This window comes from Xanthomonas sp. DAR 34887 (genome assembly GCF_041245805.1).
Taxonomy (GTDB): Bacteria; Pseudomonadota; Gammaproteobacteria; order Xanthomonadales; family Xanthomonadaceae; genus Xanthomonas_A; species Xanthomonas_A tesorieronis.
In genome coordinates this window covers 4,208,360-4,230,324 of sequence record NZ_CP162490.1, presented here as the reverse complement: position 1 = coordinate 4,230,324, position 21,965 = coordinate 4,208,360, and the positions used below count along the sequence as shown (strand labels likewise).

The following is a 21,965-nucleotide window of genomic DNA, read 5'->3' as shown; positions in this document are numbered from 1 at the left end:
TTTCGTTTGCGGCCCGCCGATTCCCTGGGGGATTGGGCCGTACGGGCGTTCCTTTCCAACCGGTTCCTTCAATGATCAACAGTCTGCTTACTCGCGTTTTCGGTAGTCGCAACGAACGCCAGCTGCGCCAGCTCCACCGTATCGTCGCCAAGATCAATGCGCTGGAACCGGAGATGGAGCAGCTCTCCGACGCGCAACTGCAGGCCAAGACCCCGGAACTGCGCGGGCGCATCGCCGGCGGCGAGAGCCTGGACAAGGTGCTGCCGGAAGCGTTCGCGGTGTGCCGCGAGGCCAGCCGCCGCGTGCTGGGCATGCGCCACTACGACGTGCAGCTGATCGGCGGCATGGTCCTGCACCTGGGCAAGATCGCGGAAATGCGCACCGGCGAAGGCAAGACCCTGGTGGCGACGCTGCCGGTGTACCTCAACGCGCTGGAAGACAAGGGCGTGCACGTGGTCACCGTCAACGACTACCTGGCGCGCCGCGACGCCGCGCAGATGGGCAAGCTGTACAACTGGCTGGGGCTGAGCGTGGGCGTGGTCTATCCGGGCATGCCGCACAGCGACAAGCACGCCGCCTACGCCGCCGACATCACCTACGGCACCAACAACGAGTTCGGCTTCGACTACCTGCGCGACAACATGGCGCTGTCCAAGGCCGACCGCTACCAGCGCGGCCTGAACTACGCCATCGTCGACGAAGTCGACTCGATCCTGATCGACGAGGCGCGCACCCCGCTGATCATCTCCGGCCCGGCCGACGATTCGCCGGAGCTGTACATCCGCGTCAACCGCATCGTGCCGCAGCTGACCAAGCAGGAATCTGAGGAAGGCGAGGGCGACTTCTGGGTCGACGAGAAGGGCAAGCAGGTGCATCTGTCCGAGGCGGGCATGGAGCACGCCGAAGAGCTGCTGCGCGCCGCCGGGATCCTGACCAACGAGGAAGACCGCCTGTACGGCGCGCAGAACCTCAGCGTGGTGCATCACCTCAACGCCGCGCTGCGCGCGCACGCGATCTACCAGCGCGACGTGGACTACATCGTGCGCGACGGCGAAGTGGTCATCGTCGACGAATTCACCGGCCGCACCCTGCCGGGCCGGCGCTGGTCCGACGGCCTGCACCAGGCGGTGGAAGCGAAGGAAGGCGTGCCGGTGCAGCGCGAGAACCAGACGCTGGCCAGCATCACCTTCCAGAACCTGTTCCGCATGTACAAGAAGCTGTCCGGCATGACCGGTACGGCCGATACCGAAGCCTACGAGTTCCAGAGCATCTACGGCCTGGAAGTGGTGGTGATCCCGACCAACCGCCCGACCATCCGCAAGGACTGGCCGGACCAGGTGTTCCTCAACCGCCAGGGCAAGTTCAACGCGGTGCTCGCCGACATCGAGGATTGCGCCAAGCGCGGCCAGCCGGTGCTGGTCGGCACCACCTCGATCGAAACCTCGGAGATGCTGTCCGAGCACCTGCGCAAGGCCGGGGTCAAGCACGAGGTGCTCAACGCCAAGCAGCACGAGCGCGAGGCGCAGATCGTCGCCAACGCCGGCCAGCCCGGCGCGGTGACTATCGCCACCAACATGGCCGGCCGCGGTACCGACATCGTGCTCGGCGGCTCGCTGGAAGCCGAGCTGCACGCGCTGGGCGAGGACCTGAGCGACGCCGAGCGCGCGCGCCTGAAGGCGGCCTGGCAGGAACGCCACGACGCGGTCAAGGCGGCCGGCGGCCTGCACATCATCGGCACCGAGCGCCACGAGTCGCGGCGTATCGACAACCAGCTGCGCGGCCGCTCCGGCCGCCAGGGCGATCCGGGTTCCTCGCGCTTCTACCTGTCGCTGGAAGACAACCTGATGCGCATCTTCGCCTCCGACTGGGTGCAGAAGGCGATGCGGATGATGGGCATGAAGGAAGACGACGTCATCGAGGACCGCATGGTCAGCCGCCAGATCGAAAAGGCGCAGCGCAAGGTCGAAGCGCACAACTTCGACATCCGCAAGAACCTGCTCGACTTCGACGACGTCAACAACGACCAGCGCAAGGTGATCTATGCGCAGCGCGACGAGCTGCTCGACGCCGAGTCGGTCAAGGACAACGTCGACGGCATCCGCGACGATGTGATCTACGAGCTGGTGGCGCGTTTCGTGCCGCCGAACTCGATCGACGAGCAGTGGGACCTGGCCGGGCTGGAAGCGACCCTGTCCAGCGACCTGGGCCTGTCGCTGTCGCTGACCGACCTGGTCAAGCGTCACGAGGAACTGGATGCGGCCGGTATCGCCGAGAAGGTGCGCGAGGAAGTCGATCGCCATTTCCAGGAGAAGGAGTCGGCGATCGGCGGCGAGACCATGCGCGCGCTGGAGAAGCACGTGATGCTGACCGTGCTCGACCAGAGCTGGAAGGAGCATCTGGCGCGCATGGACTACCTGCGCCAGGGCATCCACCTGCGCGGTTACGCGCAGAAGCAGCCCAAGCAGGAATACAAGAAGGAAGCCTTCGAACTGTTCTCGGAGATGCTCGAGCACGCCAAGCGCGAGGTGGTGACCCTGCTGGCGCGCGTGCGCATCCGCAGCGAGGAAGAGGTGGCGGCGCTGGAAGCGCAGGAACGGCAGCAGATGGAGGCGCAACTGCGCCAGGCGCAGTTCCAGCATCAGGATGCCGGCGGCTACAGTGCCGACGAGGAAGCCGCGCAGGTCGCGTTGGGCGCCAACGCGCCGCAGGTGGCGCAGGTCACCCGCGAGGCGCCCAAGGTCGGCCGCAACGATCCGTGCCCGTGCGGCAGCGGCAAGAAGTACAAGCATTGCCATGGGCAGTTGAGCTAAGAGCAAGCGCGCTGTTGCGCAATCGCGCAACAGCGCCACGTTTGGCTTCGCAAACGCGGGCCCCAGCTCACCAACATCCAAATCCTCGCGTAAAGGGTGTTCCTTCTCCCCTCGGGACCATGGCCCCCTTTCGGGAGAAGGTGCCCTGCAGGGGCGGATGAGGGTACGGGCGCAGCCTTGTGCATCCAACCTCCGCGAGTCGCTTCGCGCCGTACCCTCACCCCAACCCCTCTCCCGATGGGAGAGGGGCTAACGGCTGTTCCCTTCTCCTCTTGGGACCATGGCGCCCCTTTTCGGGGGAAGGTGCCCCGCAGGGGCGGATGAGGGTACGGGTGCAGCCTTGTGCACCAAACGCCGCGAGTCGCTTTCGCGCCGTACCCTCACCCCAACCCCTCTCCCGATGGGAGAGGGGCTAGGCTTTGCTCCAGGCGGGATGCGGTGATTGGTCGAACCCTCGTATCTAAGGCCTCCCCGCGCGCCTTGCGCGGGGCGTTCGTGTATGTGGGATAGCGCGGGTGGAGCATCCCGGTGGCGTGTCGCGCGTCCCGCGAGTAGGGTGCCCGGTGTCGCCATTGCCGTTGGATGCATGCCGTGGAGCCTTCCGCCAGTCTCGAATTGAAGGTGTTCGTGCCGGCGCGCGACTTTGTGCTGTCCGTGGCTTTCTATCGCGAGGTGGGCTTCGTGCCGGAGCCGCTTGGCGAGGGGCTCGTCTGTTTTCGCCATGGCGAGCGCTGTGCGTTCCTGCTGCAGGATGCCTACGAGCAGGCGCTGGCGCATAACCTGATGCTGCATCTGTGGGTGGAGGACGCCGATGCCTGGTGGCGGCGGCTGGATGCCGCGGATCTGGCCGGCCGCTTTGGCGCACGCCTCGGTGAGCCGGAGGACCGCCCCTGGGGCATGCGCGACTTCACTCTGCACGATCCGGGCGGGGTGCTGTGGCGGATCGGGCACGACTTGCCTGGGTAAGCGAGGAAGCGGCGTCCGGGCGGTGCCGGCGCCACCGACACGACCGGCTGTGGGTTGTCCGTTTGCATGGCCGCATGCGGTCGGTTTCGTCATTGTCCTGGGCCGCCCGGATGGCTGCTTCGCCGGTGGCCGACTGCGTGTGGATCGCTACCGCGCAGCGCGGATCGCCGACGATGTGAACCGGATTCATTGCGTTGGCACCGCCGAAGACGGCAAGCTTGCGCCATGTCCGAACCGCTCAGATCCATTCACGTCGTCGCCGGGGTCATCACCGATGCCCGCGGCCGTATTTTGTTGGCCCGGCGCACCGAGGGGCGCGATCTCGCCGGCCTGTGGGAGTTCCCCGGCGGCAAGCGCGAGCCGGGCGAGACCTCCGAGCAGGCCCTGGTGCGCGAGCTGCAGGAAGAACTGGGCATCGAGGCCACGGTCGGCGCGCAGCTGATGGAAGTGCCGCAGCGCTACCCGGACAAGCGGCTGCGCCTGGAGATGCGTCAGGTGCTGTCGTGGAAGGGCACTGCGCGCGGCCGCGAGGGCCAGGCGCTGACCTGGGTGGCGCCGGACAAGCTGGGCCGCTATGCGATGCCGCCAGCCGACCAGCCGGTGGTGGCGATGCTGCGTCAGCCCGATCGCTATCTGGTGACGCCGGAGCCGATCGATCCCGAGCGCTGGCTGGCCTCGCTGGAGCGCGCGCTGCAAGGCGGCGTGCAGCGCGTGCAGTTGCGCGCGCGCAGCCTGCCGGCCGCGCACTGGCAACCGTTGGCGCGGGCCGCGGCGGCGTTGTGCGTCGCGCGCGGCGCGCAGGTGCTGCTCAACCGCGATCTGGCCCTGGCGCAGGAATTGGGTGTCGGCGTGCACCTCGGCGCGGAGCAGTTGGCGCAGTTCGACGCGCGTCCGCTGCCGGCGGGGCAGTGCGTTGCCGCGTCCTGCCATCGCGTGGAAGAGCTGCAGGCGGCGCAGCGGCTGGGCTGCGATTTCGCGGTGGTCGGCCCGCTGGCCGCCACCGCCAGCCATCCCGGTGCCGCGCCGCTGGGGTGGGAGGCGTTCGAGCGCCTGCGCGAGGAAGTGGCGCTGCCGATGTACCCCATCGGCGGCCTGCTGCCGGCGCAGGTGGCCGAAGCGCGCCGCCATGGCGGCCAGGGGATCGCCGCGATCCGTGGGCTGTGGCCGTTGGACGTGGACGCTGCCTGAGCGGGCTGCGGTGTCGCACGACGCCGTCGATTTCCGCCTTCTGTGCGATGCGGGCCATTCGCGATGCAGCGTTCGTCGATCGCGGCCATGCTTCATGCATGTATGAGTTCATGCATGCGATAGGCGGGCGCCCGCAGCAGCGCAGAACATCTTCCGATCGAGACGTTGCCGTTGTGGGAGCGACTTCAGGGCACCTCCAATAGCTCCATTCCTGAAGCTGCACGCTGCACGTGGCGATGGCGTGTTCCTTTTTTTCTGTCGCGGCTGAAGCCGCTCCTACACATGCGCGCCTTGCTCTTGTAGGAGCGGCTTCAGCCGCGACAGGAGGACGAAGTGGCCGTGATGCCAAGGCGTCCATGAAAAACGCGGCCGCAACGCCACCGAGTCTACCGCCAATGCGTCTTTGCCCGTCGCATCTCGAACGTATCGATGCCGAAACCTGCGAGCTGGGCGTGTCGGCGTCTCGCAAGTGCATCGACATGCTTTTGGGGGGCTATTAGAGGTGCTCTTCAGTCGCGACCGGGCGTTAACTAGGAGGCTTGGCGCGACCGAGGGCATCCACACGACGCATGGCGGCTGCAAAACGCCGAGTCGGAAAGGCGCTAGAAACTGATCCAGAAGCAGTTGTACTGCCGGCGCAGGCCCAGCATGGTCGAGGTCGGCGTCGCGCTGCCGCTCAGGGTCTGCTCCAGGCGCAGGCCGGTGGCGCGTGCGCGCGGCGGCGTGGCGCTGTCGTCCGGTGCGGTACCGGTCGATGCCGGCACTGTCGCCGGCGTGGTGTTGGAGGTGCGCTGTTGCGCAGTGGCCAGGGCATCGGCCGCGGAGGGCGCGGCTGGCGGGTAAGCCGCCGGTTCCGGCAGTACCGGCACGATCGCGACCAGCGGCCGCTGGGCGATGGCATCGAGACGGTCGAGGATGCGCCGCGCCGCCTCGTCCGAGACGCCGTTCCACCAATACAGCGTGGACAGGCGATTGACGTCGCGGGCGTCCACCGCGGTGCGGATCTGCTGCGCCAGTTCGCTGAGCCGGCGCACGCACTGCGGCCGGTACAGGCCGCTGCCGCCTTCGCTGCCCGCGCTGGGCGCGGTACGCGGCGGCAAACGGTCGATCGCGCCCAGGTCTTCGCAACGGCGATCGCTGAACACCGTGGCGCCGTCGGCACCGGTGCAGCGATTCACTTTCTGTGCGGCGGCGGGCGCGGCGCACAGGCAGAGCAACAGAAAAATCGACGGGGGCACGCGCATCGCGCCAGCCTAGCCGCAGGCCTGGTGCGTGGGAAGCTACGTTAGGTGAAGGTGCAGATGCAGATGCAGGCCGCAGCGTGAGCGCGGCGTGTGAGTGCGGTTGCTGCGGGAGAGGGCATCGGTCCTGAGCCTTCGCCAGCACGGTGTGCATGATTGCTTCGTTCGTCGCGGTTGAAGCCGCTCTACAAGATACGGAAGGGCGATCGCCAAGATCCTTGTAGGAGGGGCTTCAGCCCCGACCGGTCGGCTCCCGATGCCAGCCAGGTTTCCCGCCCCGTCTGTCGCGGCTGAAGCCGCTCCTACAGGAGGCGGGCGATGTGCAGGTCTTTGTGGGAGGGACTTCAGTCCCGACGCATTGCGCTATCCGGCGTTTGTCCTTGCCTCCCCACCTTTGCCATCCCATCGCGTCCGCAACGAGGGCTATGGCGCTCACGCCAGGCGCGACAGCACGCTGACAGTGGGCTTGGCCAGGTTGAGCGTGTAGAAGTGCAGCGATGGCGCGCCGCCGGCGAGCAGGCGTTGGCACAGCGCCGCGACCAGGTCGGCGCCGAACTCGCGGATGGCGTCGGCATCGTCGCCCAGCGCCTGCATGCGCTTGCCGATCCAGCGCGGGATCTCCGCGCCGCACTGCTCGGAGAACCGCCGCAGCTGGCTGAAATTGGAGATCGGCATGATCCCCGGCACGATCGGGATCTGCACGCCGAGCTTGCGCACTTCCTCGACGAAATGGAAATACGCGTCGGCGTTGTAGAAGTACTGGGTGATCGCGCCATCGGCACCGGCGTCGACCTTGGCCTTGAAGTGGCGCAGGTCGCTCAGCGCGTCGCTGGCCTGCGGATGCGTCTCCGGATACGCGCCAACCTCCAGATGGAAGGCGTCGCCGTGCTCGGCGCGGATGAAGGCGATCAGGTCCGCGGCGTAGCGCAGATCGCCGGGGTGGCCCATGCCCGAGGGCAGATCGCCGCGCAGCGCGACCAGGCGCCGGCAGCCGATCGCGCGATACAGCTTGAGCAGTTCGCGGATCTCTTCGCGGCTGCCGCCGACGCAGGACAGATGCGGCGCCGCTTCGAAGCCGTGGTGCTGCTTCAGATGGCGAACCGTCTCGGAGGTGTAGCTCAGCGTCGAGCCGCCGGCGCCGAAGGTGCACGACACGTACTCCGGCGCGTAGCTTTTCAGGCGCGCGGCGGTGCGGTCCAGCTGCGCACGCTGTTCGTCGGACTTGGGCGGGTAGAACTCGAAACTGATGGCGGTCATGGGCGCGGCGCGTCAGGTGATGGCCGGAGTATATCTCTTCATCCGGATGGATGTGCGATCAAATGGCGGTCCCGGGTGTGCGCTGGCCGGCACGCGAGCCCGCGCTTGTCTCATCGGAGAGGGTCGGAATGCCGTGCATCCGCGTAATCGCACCGCCCACCGGGCCGCGGCAAGCGCGGAAGGCGAGCGGCTGCGCTCGATGTGCAAGGCCTGCAAGCGAACCGCCACTGGTCGCGAAGGCCGACCGGCAATCGCCAACCGGGATCTTCACCGGCAGCACCGGTTGTATCGCAGCCGTGCGGCAGCGGTTGCCGCCGCACGGCTGCAAGGCGCGCCAGGATCAGCGCTTCCACATCCTCGCCTGCCGCGGCGGCAGGCTGAAGGTGTAGCTGCTGCTGGAAATGCGCACCACGCTGCCCGAGCCGAGCGCGTCGCTATAGTCCACGTTCCAGCGCAGCACGCTGCCGCTCATCGCCACCGTGGCGCTGACCGCGGTGCCGCACTTGTTGATGCCGACGATGCCCAGGTCGCCGCGGCGGAACAGCAGATGGCAGGCGTCGTGCGACAGCACCTGCATGTCGCTGCCCTGCGCGGCATTGTGGAAGCCGATCATGCGCTTGAGGTCGTCGCGCTGGTACGCGTTCACCCAGCGGTTGTCGCCGCTCTCGTTGTTGTCCGAGTACACCATCGGCACGCCGCCGTCGCGGCCGAGCAGATAGGCGTAGGCCAGGGTCTCGTCGACCGGGTCGAGGATCGCGTAGCGGAAGCCGGCATTGTTCGGGATGTCGTGGGTGACCGCGAAGGTCACCGCGCGCTCGCCCGGCAGGGCCTGGCCATAGGCGCCCGGATCGACCAGCAGGTCCATGCTGCCGCCGTAGGCGAAGGCGTTGCGGATCGAGTTGAACAGCGGGAAATCGTAGGCCGCATGCGGCGTCGCCTGCAGGTAGGGCGCGAGGAACTGGTCGTAGTCGGCATTGCCGGCGCCGCCGCCGGTGATGACTTCGCCGAACACGTGCACGCCGGAACGGATGCCCGAATCCAGGACGCGGTTGAGGTGGTCGAAGGTCATGTGCTTGGCCGCGTCGATGCGGAAGCCGGTGACGCCCAGCGCCTTCAACGCCAGCAGGTAGTTGCGTTCCTGCTGCACCACCCAGTCGTTGCCGACCAGGTCGGGCAGGCCCGGATCGCTGCCGCCGCCGCAGATGCGGTAGGTGCGGACCTGGTAGGCGTCGGTGTAGTCGGTGATGCATTGCGCCGGGCCGAAGTCGCCGGCGCCGAGGAAATTCACCGACAGGTCGCCGAACAGCCGCAGCGATGCGTAACGCGACGGATCGGCGGCGTACTGCGAGAGCACCGCGCTGCCCGGATAGTTCAGGTCCGAACGCGTCGCCGCTTCGTTGGCCATGTGGTTGAGGACCACGTCGGCATAGGTTTCCACGCCGACATCGGCCAGCGCCTGCACCATGCTGGCGAAGTCTTCGGTGTCGCCCAGCGGGTTGTCGATCACGCGCATGTCCTGTGGCTGGTAGCGCGCCCACCAGGCACTGCCTTGCGAGCGATAGGCGGGCGCCACCATCACCTTGCGATATCCCGCGGCGGCGATCTGCGCCGCGCGCGCTTCCACGGTGGCATAGGGCCAGTTGAACGCATGCAGGATGACATCGGCCTGGGCGCTGGCGGTGACCAGAGCCAGCAGCAGGCCGACCAGGAACAGGCGCCAGCGGTGCGGGCGCGATGGGACGATGGGAGCGGCGGACAGGTCGCGCATCACATGGGTCTCCTTGCTGGAAGTGCGCAGGCCAAACGCCTGCGTGTGGGCTGTATTCCCGGCAGCGGCACGGGGAGTGCAGCGGTGAGCGATGCTAAGCGCGCATCGCGGCGCAACATGGGTGCGCTACATACGTATTCATTGCAGTGCCGGTCGAAAGCGGGATCGGTATCCGGTTCTGTGGTGCAGGCGGCGCGCCATGGAGGACGCCGCACGCGTCCATAGGCAGGCGGACAGGGTTGCGCGCTGTCCATTGAGTGCCTTGTGCTGTTGTCCGATGGGTCGGGTTGAAATCGCGGCAGGCTTGGAGCTGCGATCGGTTGCGTGCATCCGGCGGCACGCGCGCTCCTCGGCGATCACGGTCGATGCAGCGTAAACGGCCGTTAACGCACGCGTGCGTTGCCTCGCGCGCCGATCCGCAGTGCGCTGCGCAAGGCGACCGGGTTTTTCCGATGCTAAAGTCACCGCATCATCTGGACACGCGGACTGCACCATGACATTCGACGCCTTCTATCCGATCGGTACGCCCGGCACGCCATGGGGACCAGCGGAAAAAGCGGCCTGGCTGGCGCGGCAGCGCCGGCAGCGCAGCTACCAGGCCGATGTCGTGGCGACGATCGAGCGCCTGCGCGGGTCCTGGGATGTCGTCGAATACGGCGTGCTGACGTATGCCGAAGAGCGATATCCGCTGCTGGCGCTGCGCAGCCGCGGATGGGACGACACGCTGCCGTGCATGCTGGTGACCGGCGGCGTGCATGGCTACGAGACCAGCGGCGTGCACGGCGCGCTGCAGTTCGCCGAACGCCACGCGGACGCATACGCAGGGCGCGCCAACCTGCTGGTGGCGCCGTGCGTGAGTCCGTGGGCCTACGAACGGATCCATCGCTGGAACGCGGACGCCATCGATCCGAACCGGTCGTTCCGTAACGACAGTCCGGCCCGGGAATCGGCAGCGCTGTTGCGGCTGGTCGCGCCGCTGCGTGGGCGGATCGCGATGCACATCGACCTGCACGAGACCACCGACAGCGACGAGTCCGAATTCCGCCCGGCGCTGGCCGCGCGCGACGGCGCCGCGTACGTGCCCGGCGGCATTCCCGACGGTTTCTATCTGGTCGGCAACAGCGACAATCCGCAGCCGGCGTTCCAGCAGGCGGTGGTAGCCGCGGTCGCGCAGGTCACCCATATCGCGCCGGCCGATGCCCAGGGCGAGATCATCGGCTCGCCGGTGGTGGCGCATGGCGTCATCAACTACCCGGTGAAGAAGCTGGGGTTGTGCGCAGGCATCAGCGACGCGCGCTACACCACGACGACCGAGGTCTATCCGGACAGCGCGACGGCCACGCCCGAGCAGTGCAATGCCGCGCAGGTGGCGGCGATTGGCGCCGCGATCGACTACGCGTTGGCGCATCCGTAACCGGTGCCGCCAGCGTGGTGGCGTTTCCGCGCGGGATGGCGCGCCGCGCCGCGCAGCACTGGCCCGGGTCGATGCCAAGTCCGCCGCTGCGCCATGATGGTCTTCTGTTCCCTGTAGGAGGGGCTTCAGCCCCGACGCCTTCCCGATAAAGCATCGGGGTCGAAATCCCTCCAGCAGAAGCGCGGCAAAAAGGCATTGCCGAGCAGGCCCATGCCACCCCTGCGCCGCGCAGGCATGCGATTGCCCGCTGTGTCCATCGCCTGCCGAGCGCGCTACGCTAGCTCGCTCCTCGCGCCCGCAGCCGCCATGTCCATCGTCCTCACCCCCTTCGCCCGCACCCGCCTGTTCCCGCGCGACGCGCGCCGCAACGCGATCCAGGACTGCACGCCGGAACAGTTCGAGCGCCAGCTCAACGACGCCACGCCGCTGCGGGTGCTGGACGGCTACGCGCCGTTCTGCAAGTTGCACGTGCATCCGAACTGGACGTCCACCCGTTGCCTGACCGTGCCGATCACCGAGGCCAATCGCCACTTGTTGCGTTCCGGTTACGAAGCGCGCAGCAGGGAGGAATTGCCGGTGCTGGTGCGCTGGTTCGAAGGCGTCGAGCCGCCGGTCGCCGCGTACCTGCTGCCGATCCTCTACAGCCGCGAACAGTTGGCGCGCGAGGGTGCGCCGATCGAGGCCGACTGGGGCGTGGTTGGTTGTCTCTATACCGCCGAGCCGCAGGAGATCCCGATGGCGCCGATCACCATGCTGCGCAATGCGCTGGGCGTGGAGGAGGGCGGCTCGGGCGTGGCGTTGGACCGCGCCGCCTACCGGCGCAGCGTGACGTTCTGGGAGAGCAATGCGAACTGGCGGCCGTAGCCGGCTGCGGCAGTAGTGCATCGTATTGGGCCGCCGTGCGATCCGCCATCGCCTCCGTCGGCAGGCAAGGCCGCGCGGGCGCTGCGCTCAGCGCAGCACCGGATTCGCCCACACCACGGCCGGCGGCAGCTCGTCGGCCTGCGTCGCGTCGGCGATGGCGACCAACTCCAGAACGCCGACGCCGTCGATGGGTAGGGTGACCGGCAATGGCGGATCACCGGCGCTCACCGGTGCGCTTGCGTACAGCAGCCGAGCGTCGCCGTAGATGCGGAACACGACGCTGCGGCTGTCGCGCGCAGCGGCTTCCTGCACGCCGAGCGCCGTGCTGAAGCGCGCAAATTCGCCGCGCGTGAGAACTTCCAGGCGTGAATTGGCGTGGGCGCCGATGCCATAGGCATAGGGGGTTCCGGCGATCCGCAGCGCAGCGCCGGAGGGGGCGACATCGGCGCGGGGCGTGCCGGAGACGCTGTCGCGCGTGGTGGCATAGGTCGGCAGGCCGTCGGCGGCCACGTGGATGCGCCCGGTCATCTCGCTCAGCAGCGTGGCATCCGCGTCGACCGGCGCGCCTTTGACCTTGAGCATCACCGCGGCGTGCGGGGCCAGGGTGTAGCGCAATGGGCCCTGCTGCGACGGCAGGTCGCGCCGGCGCCACAGGTCGCGCACCGCGAAACGGCTGCCGGCGGCCAGTTTCATCTGCCGCGCATCGACCTGCGCCACCGCCGCCGCATCGCCGCGATTGAACAGCAGCACGGCGCGTTCGCCGCGCGCCGCCAGCGGCTTGACCAGCACCTGCACGGGCGCGGCATCGACCACCAGTGTGGCCTGGTTGCCGGCCGGATCCTGGTTCACCGCGATCACCTCGGGGTTGCGCAGCAATGCGATCAGCGGGTCGGGCGCGCGGGTCACATCGAACCCCAGCAGCAGCGGTGCCGCCAACATCGCCCACAGCGAGAAATGCGTGCGCGCCTCGGTCGGATGCGCAGCATCGAAATCGCCCAGGCCGACCGCCAGCATGTCCGGGTCGTTCCAGCGCCCCGGGCCGGCATACAGCTCGCGCCGCGCGGCCGAATCGAAGTTGTGCAGCATGCTGGCCCAGGTCGGCTCGATGTCGGCGCTGGTGCGCCACAGGTTGCCGTGGCGGCCGCCCCAGTCGCGCACGCCTGCTTCGCCCCAGGGGCAGAGCGAAAGCACGTAGTCGTCGTCGGGATTGAGCGCGGCCAGCAGCCGGCCGATGCGCGCGTACTGGGTTTCCACCGCGTCGCGGTCGCTGCGTTCGGCATCGCCGCGCACGATCAACGGGCGCGCGGCGCGGTGCCCGGACTCGCGCACCGGGACGCTGTCGGCGCCGAAATCGGCCAGGCCGCAGGCGTCCACTTTCAGGTAGTCGAAGCCCCAGTCCTGGAACATGGTCTTCAGGTCGGAGGCTTCGAAACCCTGCAGGCCGATCTCGCGCTCGGCCACGTCGCCGATCGGCAGGTTGGGGCTGCTGCGATCGAACGCCTGCGAGCACGCGTTGCGTCCGGCGTCGGTGTACAGGCCGGCCTTGAAGCCGCGGGCATGCAACTGGTCGGTCCAGGCGCGGAAGTCGCTGCGTCCCGCGCCGGCCTGGGCGATGGGGAACATGCGCGTGCGGATCTGGATCTCGCCATCGGCGCGGCGCTGCAGCCACCAGCCGTCGTCGATGTTGATGTAGCGGTAGCCGGCCTGCTGCAGCCCGCGGCGCTGCAGGGCATCCACCACCGACAGGATTCGCGCCTGATCGACCTCGGTGCGGAAGGCGTTCCAGGGATTCCAGCCCATCGGCGGGGTGGCCGCTGCGCCGTGGCCGTAGACGCTGAAACGGCCGCTGGGTTGCAGGTCGTCGTGGCGCTGCGCCGCGCTGGCGGTCGCGGCGGCGATGCAGAGCAGGGTGGCCAGCAGCAGGCGTTGCATTGGCGTGTCCTCGGCGGACGCGGCGGGCGCCCGCGGCATTGAGTCAGTGGGTTGGGCTGATGGCCAGCTGCCGCGCATACAGCGCAGCGCCGTAGTGCGGCGCGTGCAACGGGACGCGCAGTTCGAAGCCGCGGTCGCTCGCCTGCAATGCCAGCCGGAACGGATGCATCAACAACTCGCCTGCGCTGAACGCGCCGCCCGAATAGGACACCGGCACCGGTTCGCCGGCCTCGAATCCGAGCGCGACGCGCAACGCGGCGGCGATCGCCGCCAGTTCCTGGCCGGCGCGTTCGAAGATCGCCGCGGCCACCGTGTCGCCGGCCTGCGCCGCGCGTGCGACCAGCGGCGACAGCGCGGCCAGGTCGCCGCGGCTGCCGGCGCCCTCGCCATAGACGTGCGCGCAGATGTCCAGGTCGTGCCCGCCCAACTGGAAATGTTCGCGCAGCAGCGCGTGCAGCGGGCCGCGCGGCAGGCGTCCGTCGCTCATGCGCGAGAATGCGTTCAAGCCCTGGATCGCGATCCAGTAGGCGGAGCCTTCGTCCGAAAACGCCTCGCCCCAGCCGCCGCAGCGCGCGGCCGCGGCGCCGCGCCGGCCGTAGCCCATCGAGCCGGTACCGGCGATGACGTTGATGCCGTCGGCGCAGGCCAGCGAGCCGGCCCAGCCGCACACCATGTCGTTGTCGCAGGCGTAGCGGTGGTGGCCGAGCACCTGCGCCGGGATGTCCTGCAGCGCGGCGGTGGCGCGGCTGTCCTCGCCGTAGGCGGGCAGGCCGAAGAAGGCCTGGGCCACGTCGGCCGGCGTGCGTTGCAACTGCGCTAGCAGCTGGCCGACGCCTTCGGCCAAGGTCGCGCGCACACCGTCCAGGCCCACCTGCGGGTGATAGGTGGTGCCCAGCTGCGCCTCGGCCAGCAACCTGCCGCTCGCGTCGATCGCGGCGAAGCGGGTCTTGCTGCCGCCGCCGTCGATGCCGAGATAGAGCGCTGCGCTCATGCGTCCAACGCGTACAGACGCACGCCCTGCACGACGCGGTTGACCATCCCCGACGGGTTCGGATTGTCCGGCGATACGCCCAGCGCGCGCGCGCTGAAGAAGGCGAACAGTTGCGCGGCGGCGATGTACGGCCACAGCAGGTCCGCGTCCGCGGCGGTGCGCAGGCCGGGCACCGCCAGCGTGTCCGCGTCCAGGCCCAGGCGCGGTTGCGCGGTGATCTCGATCACCCGCGCGGCGCAGCCGTCGCGGCGCAGTTCGTCGAGCAGGTCGTGGTCGTAGCGGCGGGTGTAGGGATCGTTGGACACGAACACCAGCACCAAGGTGCGCGCATTGACGAAGGTCTTGGGCCCGTGGCGAAAGCCCAGCGGCGAGTCGTAGCAGGTGGCCACGGCGCCGTTGCTGAGTTCGCCGAGCTTGAGCGTGGCCTCGCGCGCCAGGCCCTGCAGCAGGCCGCTGCCCAGGTACACGACGCGCTCGTAGCCGCCGTGCGCCAGCGTCTCCAGCAGCGTGCGCGCCTGCAGCAGCACCGCGTCGACGGCGCGCGCGATCGGCCCGATGCGGCCGTCCAGCGCGCCGGCCGGCAGCAGCGCGGCGAGCGTGGCGTACATCATGCAGCTGAAGCTGGAGGTCATCGCGAAGCTGACGTCGTGGGTCTCCTGCGGCAGCAACAGGGTCATCGCCGCGGCCACCGGCGCCCGCGCCAGCGCGCCGTCGCGGTTGCAGGTCACCACCAGGTGGCGCACGTCGGTCACCAGGGTTTCGGCCAGTTCCACCGCGGCCAGGCTCTCGGGGCTGTTGCCGGAGCGGCCGAAGGACACCAGCAGCAGCGGCTGCGCCGGATCCAGGTACAGCTGCGGCGCGCAGACGATGTCGGTGGTGGGCACCGCGTCCACGCGCGCGGCCAGCACGCGGTCCAGCAGCGGCGCCAGGCACTGGCCGATGTAGGCCGAGGTGCCGGCGCCGGTGAGGATCACCCGCGCCCGCGGGTTGTCGGCGATCGGCGCGGCGAAGGCCTGCAGCTGCGCGTGCAGCTCGGCTACCAGCGCGTGGGTGCGCTCGAGCATGCGCGGTTGCTGCGCGATCTCGCGCGCGGTCCACAGCGCGCCGCTGGCATGCAGTTCGGATTCGGCGATGCCGAGGGCATCAGGCGGGGTCATGGGCATGGCATGCATGGTGATAGTCGTCGAGTACGGCGCTGATGTGGGCCATGACCAGGGCCTGCGGATCGCGCGTGGCGGTCCCGGTGCGGATGGCGTGCAAGGCGTGGGGCAGGTATTGGCCGATGAGCGGCAGCGGCGGCGGATCGGCGCGCAGGTTGTCGAACAGGCGCGTGCACGCCTGCTCGATCTGCGCGTCCGGCCAGTAGTAGCGGATGCGGTCGCTGAGGCTGTATTGCAGGTCGATGGCCAGCGCGCGGCCCTGTCCGTGGTAGTAGCGCTGCCAATGGCCGGGCGCGGCCTGCATGCGGCGCACGGTGATCTCACGCAGGTCCGCGCGTTGCGCGGCGTCGATCCACTCGCGTTCGATCGCGTCCAGCGCCCACAGCGCTTCGCGCAGGGCGAAGCTCAGGCCGGGGCCGACCTTGAGGATGGCGAAGTGGTCGCGCACCAGCGCGTCCAGCGCGGCGCGCGTCTGGTAGTCGGTGGAGTGCGCTTCGTACACCATGCCCGGCACTGCAGTCAGTGCCTGGCTTAGCGCGCGCGCCTTGCCGCTGTCGTAGTCGATGACCGCGTGGTGGTCGAATTCCACGCCCGGTTGCACCACCGAGGCGATGACCCGCTCCCAGGCGGCGCCCAGCCCGGCGTCGGCGAAGGCGGCGCGGTGCGCATCGATGGTGGCCAGGGCGGCGTGCGGCGTGGTCAGCGCCAGGCCGTCGATGCTTTCGGTGGCGCCGCCGGGCACCGGCACTTCGGTGCCGATTACGTACACCGGCGCTTCGCCGCCGGCCTGCGCCCAGGCATCCTCGGCGGCGCGGCACAGGCGTACCGCGCGACGCACGATCTCCGCTTCGGGCAGCGGCTCGGGATCGCCGCGGCAGGCCATCGAGCAATCCAGGTGGATCTTGCGGAAGCCGGCGGCGACGTAGGCGGCCACCATCGTCTCGGCCTTGTCCATCGCCGCAGCGGCGTCCAGTGCGGTCCATGGGTTGGGACCGAGATGATCGCCGCCCAGCGCGATGCGGTTGCGCGCGACGCCGACGCGGTCGGCGATGGCGTGGACGAAGGCGACGAAATCGGCCGGGCGCATGCCGGTGTAGCCGCCGTCCTGGTTGACCTGGTTGCAGGTCGCCTCGAACAGCACCAGCGCCTGGCCGCGGCGCTGTGCGTGGCGCAATCCGGCTTCGACGACGAGGGGATGGGCCGAGCAGATCGAGGTCACGCCGAGGGCGTGGCCTTGCCGATGCTGCGCGATCAGGTCGAGCAGAGCGTGCATGGAAAATCCAGTCAGGGGGAGGAGGGCGGTGGCGGCGCGCGCTCGGGTTCGAGCACCAGCAGCAACGAGGCGATCAGCGCCAGCACCAGGCCGACCGCCTTCAGCGGCCCCGGCACCACGCCGGCGAACAGCAGCGCCAGCGCCGCGGTGACCAGCGGCGCGCCGGCATTGCTCAGCGGCGCCACCACGATGGCCTTGCCGTGGCGGAAGGCGTAGACCAGGGTCACCGCGCCCACCGCGTTGAGCAGCTGGATGGCGGCGGTCATCCACGGCCCGTCCAGCCCGGTGTTGACCGGCTGCCGCCAGTCGGTCATCGCCAGCGCCACCGGCGCCAGCAGCACGGCGCCCAGCGTCATGTAGGCGAAGATGCTTTCCGCACGCACGCTGTCGTTGGCCAGTTTCATGAAGTAGGCCTGCACGCCCCAGGCCAGCATGATCAGCAGCGACTGCAGGAACCAGCCCAGGCCGCCGCCGCTGCCACGGCCGAACGACAGGTCCAGCAGCGGCAGGGCGAGCAGCGCCAGCACGATGCCGAGCGTGCCCTGCCAGCCGGTGCGCTCGCGCAGCAGCAGGAACGACAGCGCGATGGTCACCACCGGCGACAGCGAGATGATCGGGAACACGAAGTACGCAGGGCCGATGGTCAGCGTGTGGAACAACAGCATCTGTCCGCCGGCGCCGAGCAGGCCGATGGTCAGGCCATAGCCGATCGCCCTGGGCGAGCGTTCCAGCTGCCAGCCGTTGCGCCACAGCAGGTACAGTGCCGGCGGCAGCATGGTCAGCGCCCACACGCAGTACACCAGCGTGTCGGGAAAGCCGTGCGCCGCCGACAGCGGCGACAGCGCGCCCCACAGACCCCACAGCACGACCGTGGTCAGGGCGAACATCAGCCAGGGGCGACGCTGTGCCGCAGGCGCGGCGCTCATGCCTGGTCCCTTGCCGGCGTGGCCTGCAGGAACAGGAAGCGTTCGAAGCGCGCCGGCAGCAGCGCATGTGCGGCGTCGACCACGCCGAGGTCGCGCGCGTTGAACAGGTCGCGCACCTGCCAGCGGCCGGGCGCCAGGCCGCGCAGTTCGACCTTGCCGTCCCACTGCGGTGCATAGAAGGTGTAGTACTGCGCGCCGTCCTTGCGCACCACGTGCGCTTCGGGCTTGTCGAAGCCGATGTCGTACAGCGCGCCCAGGTAGTCGCCCTTGGGCAGCATGTGCGTGGTGTACAGGTCCACCCACTTGCGCCACAGCGCTTCGCGTTCGGGGGTCAGCACGAAGCCGCCCGGCGGCAACGGCACCGACGGATGCGCGATGTCCTTGGGCCAGGTGAACTTGCTGGAGATCACCGCACCGATGCCGACGCTGGAGGCGAAGTCGTCGCGGTTGTCGGACAGTTCCACGTGGTCGCCGGCATAGCTGCTGCGCGCGCCGATCAGCGCCTTGATCGCCTTGCCCTTGCTGCGCACCTGCCACGACGACAGCGGGTCCGAGGACGGGTACTGGTCGGTGGCCGGCAGGTTGTGGAACGCGAACGCGGTGCCGCAGGGACACAGCTCCACCACCGCCTGCGGATTGGCCTGGTGCGCGGCGCGGTAGATCGCGTCCCAGAACCTGGCCAGGCCCTCGACCGAATCGTTCGGGCTGGCGTGGTGATGCGCGGGGTTGTAGCAGGGCGCGACGGCGTTGAGATGCTGGCCGTCGAGCTTGATGCCCTCGAAGCCCCAGTCGCCGATGGCCTTTTTCACCAGCGCGACGTAGAAGTCGATGGTCGGCTGGTAGGCCGGGCATTGGGTCAGCGCGTTCCACCAGGTCACCGTCTGGAACGCGCCCTCCTTGTCCAGCAGCAGCATGTCCACGTGGTCGTGCAGCACGTCGCTGCCGGGGTCGGCGGCCAGCGGCGCCAGCCACAGGCGCGGGCGCATGCCGTGCTTGCGCACCGCTGCGGTGAAGGCGCGCATGTCGGCGTCGCCGCGCGGGAACTTGCGCGGGTCGATCTTCCAGTCGCCTTCGTTGGTCTGCCAGCCGTCGTCCAGCACCGCCCATTCGAAGCCCAGCGCGCGCGCCTTGGGCAGGGTCGCGAGGATCTGCTCGACGGTGAAGTCGCGCTCATAGCCCCAGGCGCACCAGATCGGCGCGAATGCCGAGTCCGGCGGACGCGGGCCTTCGATGCCCTCGGCGCGCATGAACGCCTGATACTGCTGCAGCGGGGCGAAGAAATCGCCGGTATGCACGGCCAGCAGGGTGCGCTCGGTCACCAGCTCCTGGCCGGGCGCCAGCGTTACCGCCTGCTGCGATTCGATGGCGATGGCGGCGCCATTGGCGGTACGCCGCACCGGCATGTCCAGCGGCCGCGGCACCGGTTCGACGTGGCCCACGGCCAGGCCGATATCGCGGCGCCACAGGTTGGCCATCGGCGTGCCGCCGCCGTAATCGGAGGAGTCCATCGCCAGCGTGTTGCGTTGCGCGAAGCCCTCGCCCAGCGGCTGCACCCAGTCGCGGCGGTCGGTGTGGGTGGCGCCGGAGAAGCTCCAGAAGCCGCCGGCGACGGCGGGCAGTTCGTGCGCGGCGCTGCGCCAGCCGGCCACGGCCAGCGCGGTGTCGCCCAGGTTGCGGTAGCGCACCTGCAGCAGCGCCAGGCCGGGGAGGGCGTCGAACATGCTCACCGCCACCTGTTTCTCGATCCCCGCCTTGGCCGCGCGGCCGCTGAACACGATCTGCCGGCCGCGGCCATGGCGCGGGTCGTCCAGGGCGTGCGTGCGCTGTCCGCTCAGGGCGAAGTCGGCAAGCGTGTTGCCGTCGGCGAGCAGTAGCGCTTCGCTGGGCTGATAGCCGGTCAGACGCTTGCCGCGCGAAGACAGCTGGGTGTGCATGCGCCGATCGAAGGCGATGGACAGCACCGCATCGGCGATCACCGGCGCGCCATCGGTCGCGGCCGCGGTGTCGCTGGTGGCCGCGCGCGCCCAGGGCGTCACGCTCCATGCGGCGGCGCCGGCCAGGCTGCCGGCGACGTACTTCAAGACAGTGCGACGTCCAATCGGGGACATGGGAAACGGGTCCGGTGGCGTTGTCGGCATTCTGCGCGCGCCCCGAGGATTGATGCAAGCGTTTTGTTTCGTTATGTTGCTACTTGTTTCGATATCGCCGAGGTGAAGGATGAAGGCAGTTCTATTCCCGTTCACGGTCGCGCTGGTCCTCGCCGCGCAGGCCGGCACGCCCGCGCATGCGCAGCCCACTCCAGCCGCTGGCGCGACCGATGCGCCCTATGCGATGGACGATTTCGCCAAGGTCCGCAAATACGACGCGCATGTGCACGCCAACAGCGCCGACCGCGCCTTCCTCGAACTCGCGCGCGCCGACAACTTCGAACTGCTGTCGATCAACGTCGACTACCCGGATTTCCCCAGCGTCGCCGAGCAGCATCGCGCCGCGCTGCGCCTGGCCAAGGCCGATCCGGCGCGCTTCCATTGGGCCACGACGTTTTCGATGCGGGGCTATGCCACGCCCGGCTGGGCCGCGCGCGCCGACGCCGGCCTCGACCAGGCGGTGCGCGAAGGCGCGCGCGCGGTGAAGGTGTGGAAGAACATCGGCATGGTGGAGAAGGATGCGCAGGGCCGGCTGATCATGCTCGACGATCCGGGCCTGGCACCGGTGGCCGAGCACATCCGCGCGCTGGGCGTGCCGCTGATCGCGCATCAGGGCGAGCCCTACAACTGCTGGCTGCCGCTGCAGCAGATGACCACCAACAACGATCGCGAGTATTTCGCCAAGCACCCGCAGTACCACATGTACCTGCATCCGGAGATGCCATCGCACGCCGCGCTGATGGCCGCGCGCGACCGCTTCGTCGCCGCGCATCCGCAGTTGCGCGTGGTCGGCGCGCACATGGCCAGCCTGGAGTACGACGTCGATCGCCTGGCCGAGTTCCTCGACCGCTTTCCCAACGCAACGGTCGACCTGGCCGCGCGCATGAGCCAGGTGCAGTACCAGTCCAATCGCGACTGGAGCAAGGTGCGCGACTTCTTCATCCGCTACCAGGATCGCCTGCTGTACGGCACCGACCTGACCTACGCGCCGGACGCGGACCCGGCGCAGTTCCGCGCCGAAGCGCACGGCGTCTGGCAATTGGACTGGCGCTACCTGGCCACCGGCGACACCCAGCGCATCGGCGTGCTGCAGGCCGACGTGCGCGGCCTGGCGCTGCCGCGCGCGGTGATCGACAGGATCTACTACCGCAATGCGCTGCGCGAATTCGCCGCGCCCAAGCCCGCGGTGCAGTGAGCCCGACTCAGGCGCGCATCAGGTCCACGCCCAGCGCCTGGCAGGCGTGGACCACGTCGTCGGGTGCGGCCGTGTCGGTGATCAGTGCGTCCAGACCGGACACCGGGATGATCCGGTGCAGGCAGATCTTGCCGAACTTGGAGCTGTCGGTGATGGCGATCACGGCGCGCGCCGCCTCCACCATCTTGCGGTTGAGCATCGCCTCGGGCTCGTAGTGGGTGGTGATGCCGCGTTCCAGGTCGAACCCGTCCACGCCCAGGAACAGCAGGTCCACGTGCAGCGCATCCAGCGCTTCGACGGTCAGCCCGCCATAGAAGGCCATGTTCTTGCGCCGCAGTTCGCCGCCCAGCATCACCAGATTGATGTGGGTCTTGGGGCTGAGCGCAGTGAGCACGCCGAAATCGTTGGTGACCACGGTCATGTCGATGTCCGGCAGCGCTTCGGCCAACTGGATCGCGGTGGTGCCCGAGTCGATGGCGATGGTGTTGCCCGGCTGCACCAGCGCCGCCGCGCGCAGGCCGATGCGGCGCTTCTCCTCCAGATGCACGGTGCGCTTGGCGTCGTAATGCGGCTCGACCGGCGCGGCGTTGACCGCGCTGCTGTCGATGCCGCCGCCGTAGGCGCGCGCCATCACCCCGCGTTCGGCGAGGTAGCGCAGGTCCTTGCGCACCGTCTGCAGGCTCACCCCGAACTGCTGCGCCAGCGCGGACACCTGCACGCTGCCGTGCTGGCGGACCAATTCGCTGATCTGGAGACGGCGCTGGCTGGTGTCGCGGGTGACGGACATGGGGGCTCCTTGCAAACGGCCCAGAGTATGCGACAGCTCGTTACAT

The 21,965-nt window shown here is 69.1% G+C and carries 16 protein-coding genes; 6 read left to right on the top strand and 10 right to left on the bottom strand.

Annotated elements, in window-relative coordinates; translation table 11 throughout:
* Nucleotides 1-71: 71 nt before the first annotated feature.
* From secA to AB3X08_RS18020, 3 genes are all read left to right on the top strand, one after another.
* Nucleotides 72-2,810: a preprotein translocase subunit SecA gene (secA, locus tag AB3X08_RS18030; RefSeq protein WP_369934130.1), complete on the top strand. Its 2,739-nt coding sequence runs from the start codon at nucleotides 72-74 to the stop codon at nucleotides 2,808-2,810.
* A gap of 582 nt (nucleotides 2,811-3,392) precedes the next feature.
* A complete protein-coding gene (locus AB3X08_RS18025) occupies nucleotides 3,393-3,776 on the top strand; it encodes a VOC family protein (protein WP_369934129.1) in 384 nt (127 codons plus the stop codon).
* A gap of 225 nt (nucleotides 3,777-4,001) precedes the next feature.
* Nucleotides 4,002-4,964, top strand: coding sequence for a Nudix family hydrolase (locus AB3X08_RS18020; protein ID WP_369934128.1), 963 nt, complete (start codon nucleotides 4,002-4,004; stop codon nucleotides 4,962-4,964).
* Nucleotides 4,965-5,566: 602 nt separating this feature from the next.
* Here the strand turns inward: AB3X08_RS18020 and AB3X08_RS18015 are convergent.
* The 3 genes from AB3X08_RS18015 to AB3X08_RS18005 form a co-directional block, all read right to left on the bottom strand.
* On the bottom strand, nucleotides 5,567-6,208 hold the full coding sequence (locus tag AB3X08_RS18015; protein WP_369934126.1) for a DUF4124 domain-containing protein: 642 nt from the start codon (nucleotides 6,206-6,208) through the stop codon (nucleotides 5,567-5,569).
* A 429-nt stretch (nucleotides 6,209-6,637) separates the two neighbouring features.
* A complete protein-coding gene (metF, locus tag AB3X08_RS18010; RefSeq protein WP_369934125.1) occupies nucleotides 6,638-7,462 on the bottom strand; it encodes a methylenetetrahydrofolate reductase [NAD(P)H] in 825 nt (274 codons plus the stop codon).
* 340 nt (nucleotides 7,463-7,802) lie between these two features.
* On the bottom strand, nucleotides 7,803-9,230 hold the full coding sequence (locus AB3X08_RS18005; RefSeq protein WP_369934124.1) for an alpha-amylase family protein: 1,428 nt from the start codon (nucleotides 9,228-9,230) through the stop codon (nucleotides 7,803-7,805).
* A gap of 493 nt (nucleotides 9,231-9,723) precedes the next feature.
* Here AB3X08_RS18005 and AB3X08_RS18000 point away from each other — a divergent pair, with 493 nt between their 5' ends.
* Complete coding sequence (locus tag AB3X08_RS18000; RefSeq protein WP_369934123.1) at nucleotides 9,724-10,644, top strand: M14 family metallopeptidase; 921 nt, start codon at nucleotides 9,724-9,726, stop codon at nucleotides 10,642-10,644.
* A 306-nt stretch (nucleotides 10,645-10,950) separates the two neighbouring features.
* Nucleotides 10,951-11,508, top strand: coding sequence for a DUF3228 family protein (locus AB3X08_RS17995; RefSeq protein WP_369934122.1), 558 nt, complete (start codon nucleotides 10,951-10,953; stop codon nucleotides 11,506-11,508).
* An 87-nt stretch (nucleotides 11,509-11,595) separates the two neighbouring features.
* Here AB3X08_RS17995 and AB3X08_RS17990 read toward each other — a convergent pair whose 3' ends face one another.
* The 6 genes from AB3X08_RS17990 to AB3X08_RS17965 are packed head-to-tail and all read right to left on the bottom strand — an operon-like array spanning nucleotide 11,596 to nucleotide 19,871.
* On the bottom strand, nucleotides 11,596-13,440 hold the full coding sequence (locus AB3X08_RS17990) for an NPCBM/NEW2 domain-containing protein (protein ID WP_369934121.1): 1,845 nt from the start codon (nucleotides 13,438-13,440) through the stop codon (nucleotides 11,596-11,598).
* A gap of 43 nt (nucleotides 13,441-13,483) precedes the next feature.
* Nucleotides 13,484-14,431, bottom strand: coding sequence for an N-acetylglucosamine kinase (locus tag AB3X08_RS17985; RefSeq protein WP_369934120.1), 948 nt, complete (start codon nucleotides 14,429-14,431; stop codon nucleotides 13,484-13,486).
* Nucleotides 14,428-15,588, bottom strand: coding sequence for an SIS domain-containing protein (locus AB3X08_RS17980; RefSeq protein ID WP_369934119.1), 1,161 nt, complete (start codon nucleotides 15,586-15,588; stop codon nucleotides 14,428-14,430). The genes AB3X08_RS17985 and AB3X08_RS17980 overlap by 4 nt, the downstream gene beginning before the upstream one ends.
* Nucleotides 15,575-16,864, bottom strand: coding sequence for a D-tagatose-bisphosphate aldolase, class II, non-catalytic subunit (locus tag AB3X08_RS17975; RefSeq protein ID WP_369934118.1), 1,290 nt, complete (start codon nucleotides 16,862-16,864; stop codon nucleotides 15,575-15,577). The genes AB3X08_RS17980 and AB3X08_RS17975 overlap by 14 nt, the downstream gene beginning before the upstream one ends.
* An 11-nt stretch (nucleotides 16,865-16,875) precedes the next feature.
* Nucleotides 16,876-17,790 carry an EamA family transporter gene (locus AB3X08_RS17970; protein ID WP_369934117.1) on the bottom strand — a complete coding sequence of 305 codons (915 nt, stop codon included), beginning with the start codon at nucleotides 17,788-17,790 and terminating at the stop codon, nucleotides 16,876-16,878.
* Nucleotides 17,787-19,871 (bottom strand): glycoside hydrolase family 36 protein, encoded by a 2,085-nt coding sequence (locus AB3X08_RS17965; RefSeq protein ID WP_369934116.1) that lies wholly within the window; start codon nucleotides 19,869-19,871, stop codon nucleotides 17,787-17,789. The genes AB3X08_RS17970 and AB3X08_RS17965 overlap by 4 nt, the downstream gene beginning before the upstream one ends.
* Nucleotides 19,872-20,007: 136 nt before the next feature.
* On the opposite strand from AB3X08_RS17965, the gene AB3X08_RS17960 reads away from it, so the two are divergent.
* Complete coding sequence (locus AB3X08_RS17960; protein WP_369934115.1) at nucleotides 20,008-21,132, top strand: amidohydrolase family protein; 1,125 nt, start codon at nucleotides 20,008-20,010, stop codon at nucleotides 21,130-21,132.
* Between the two features lie 7 nt (nucleotides 21,133-21,139).
* Here the strand turns inward: AB3X08_RS17960 and AB3X08_RS17955 are convergent, their stop codons facing one another.
* Nucleotides 21,140-21,919, bottom strand: coding sequence for a DeoR/GlpR family DNA-binding transcription regulator (locus tag AB3X08_RS17955; protein ID WP_369934114.1), 780 nt, complete (start codon nucleotides 21,917-21,919; stop codon nucleotides 21,140-21,142).
* Between the last annotated feature and the right edge of the window lie 46 nt (nucleotides 21,920-21,965).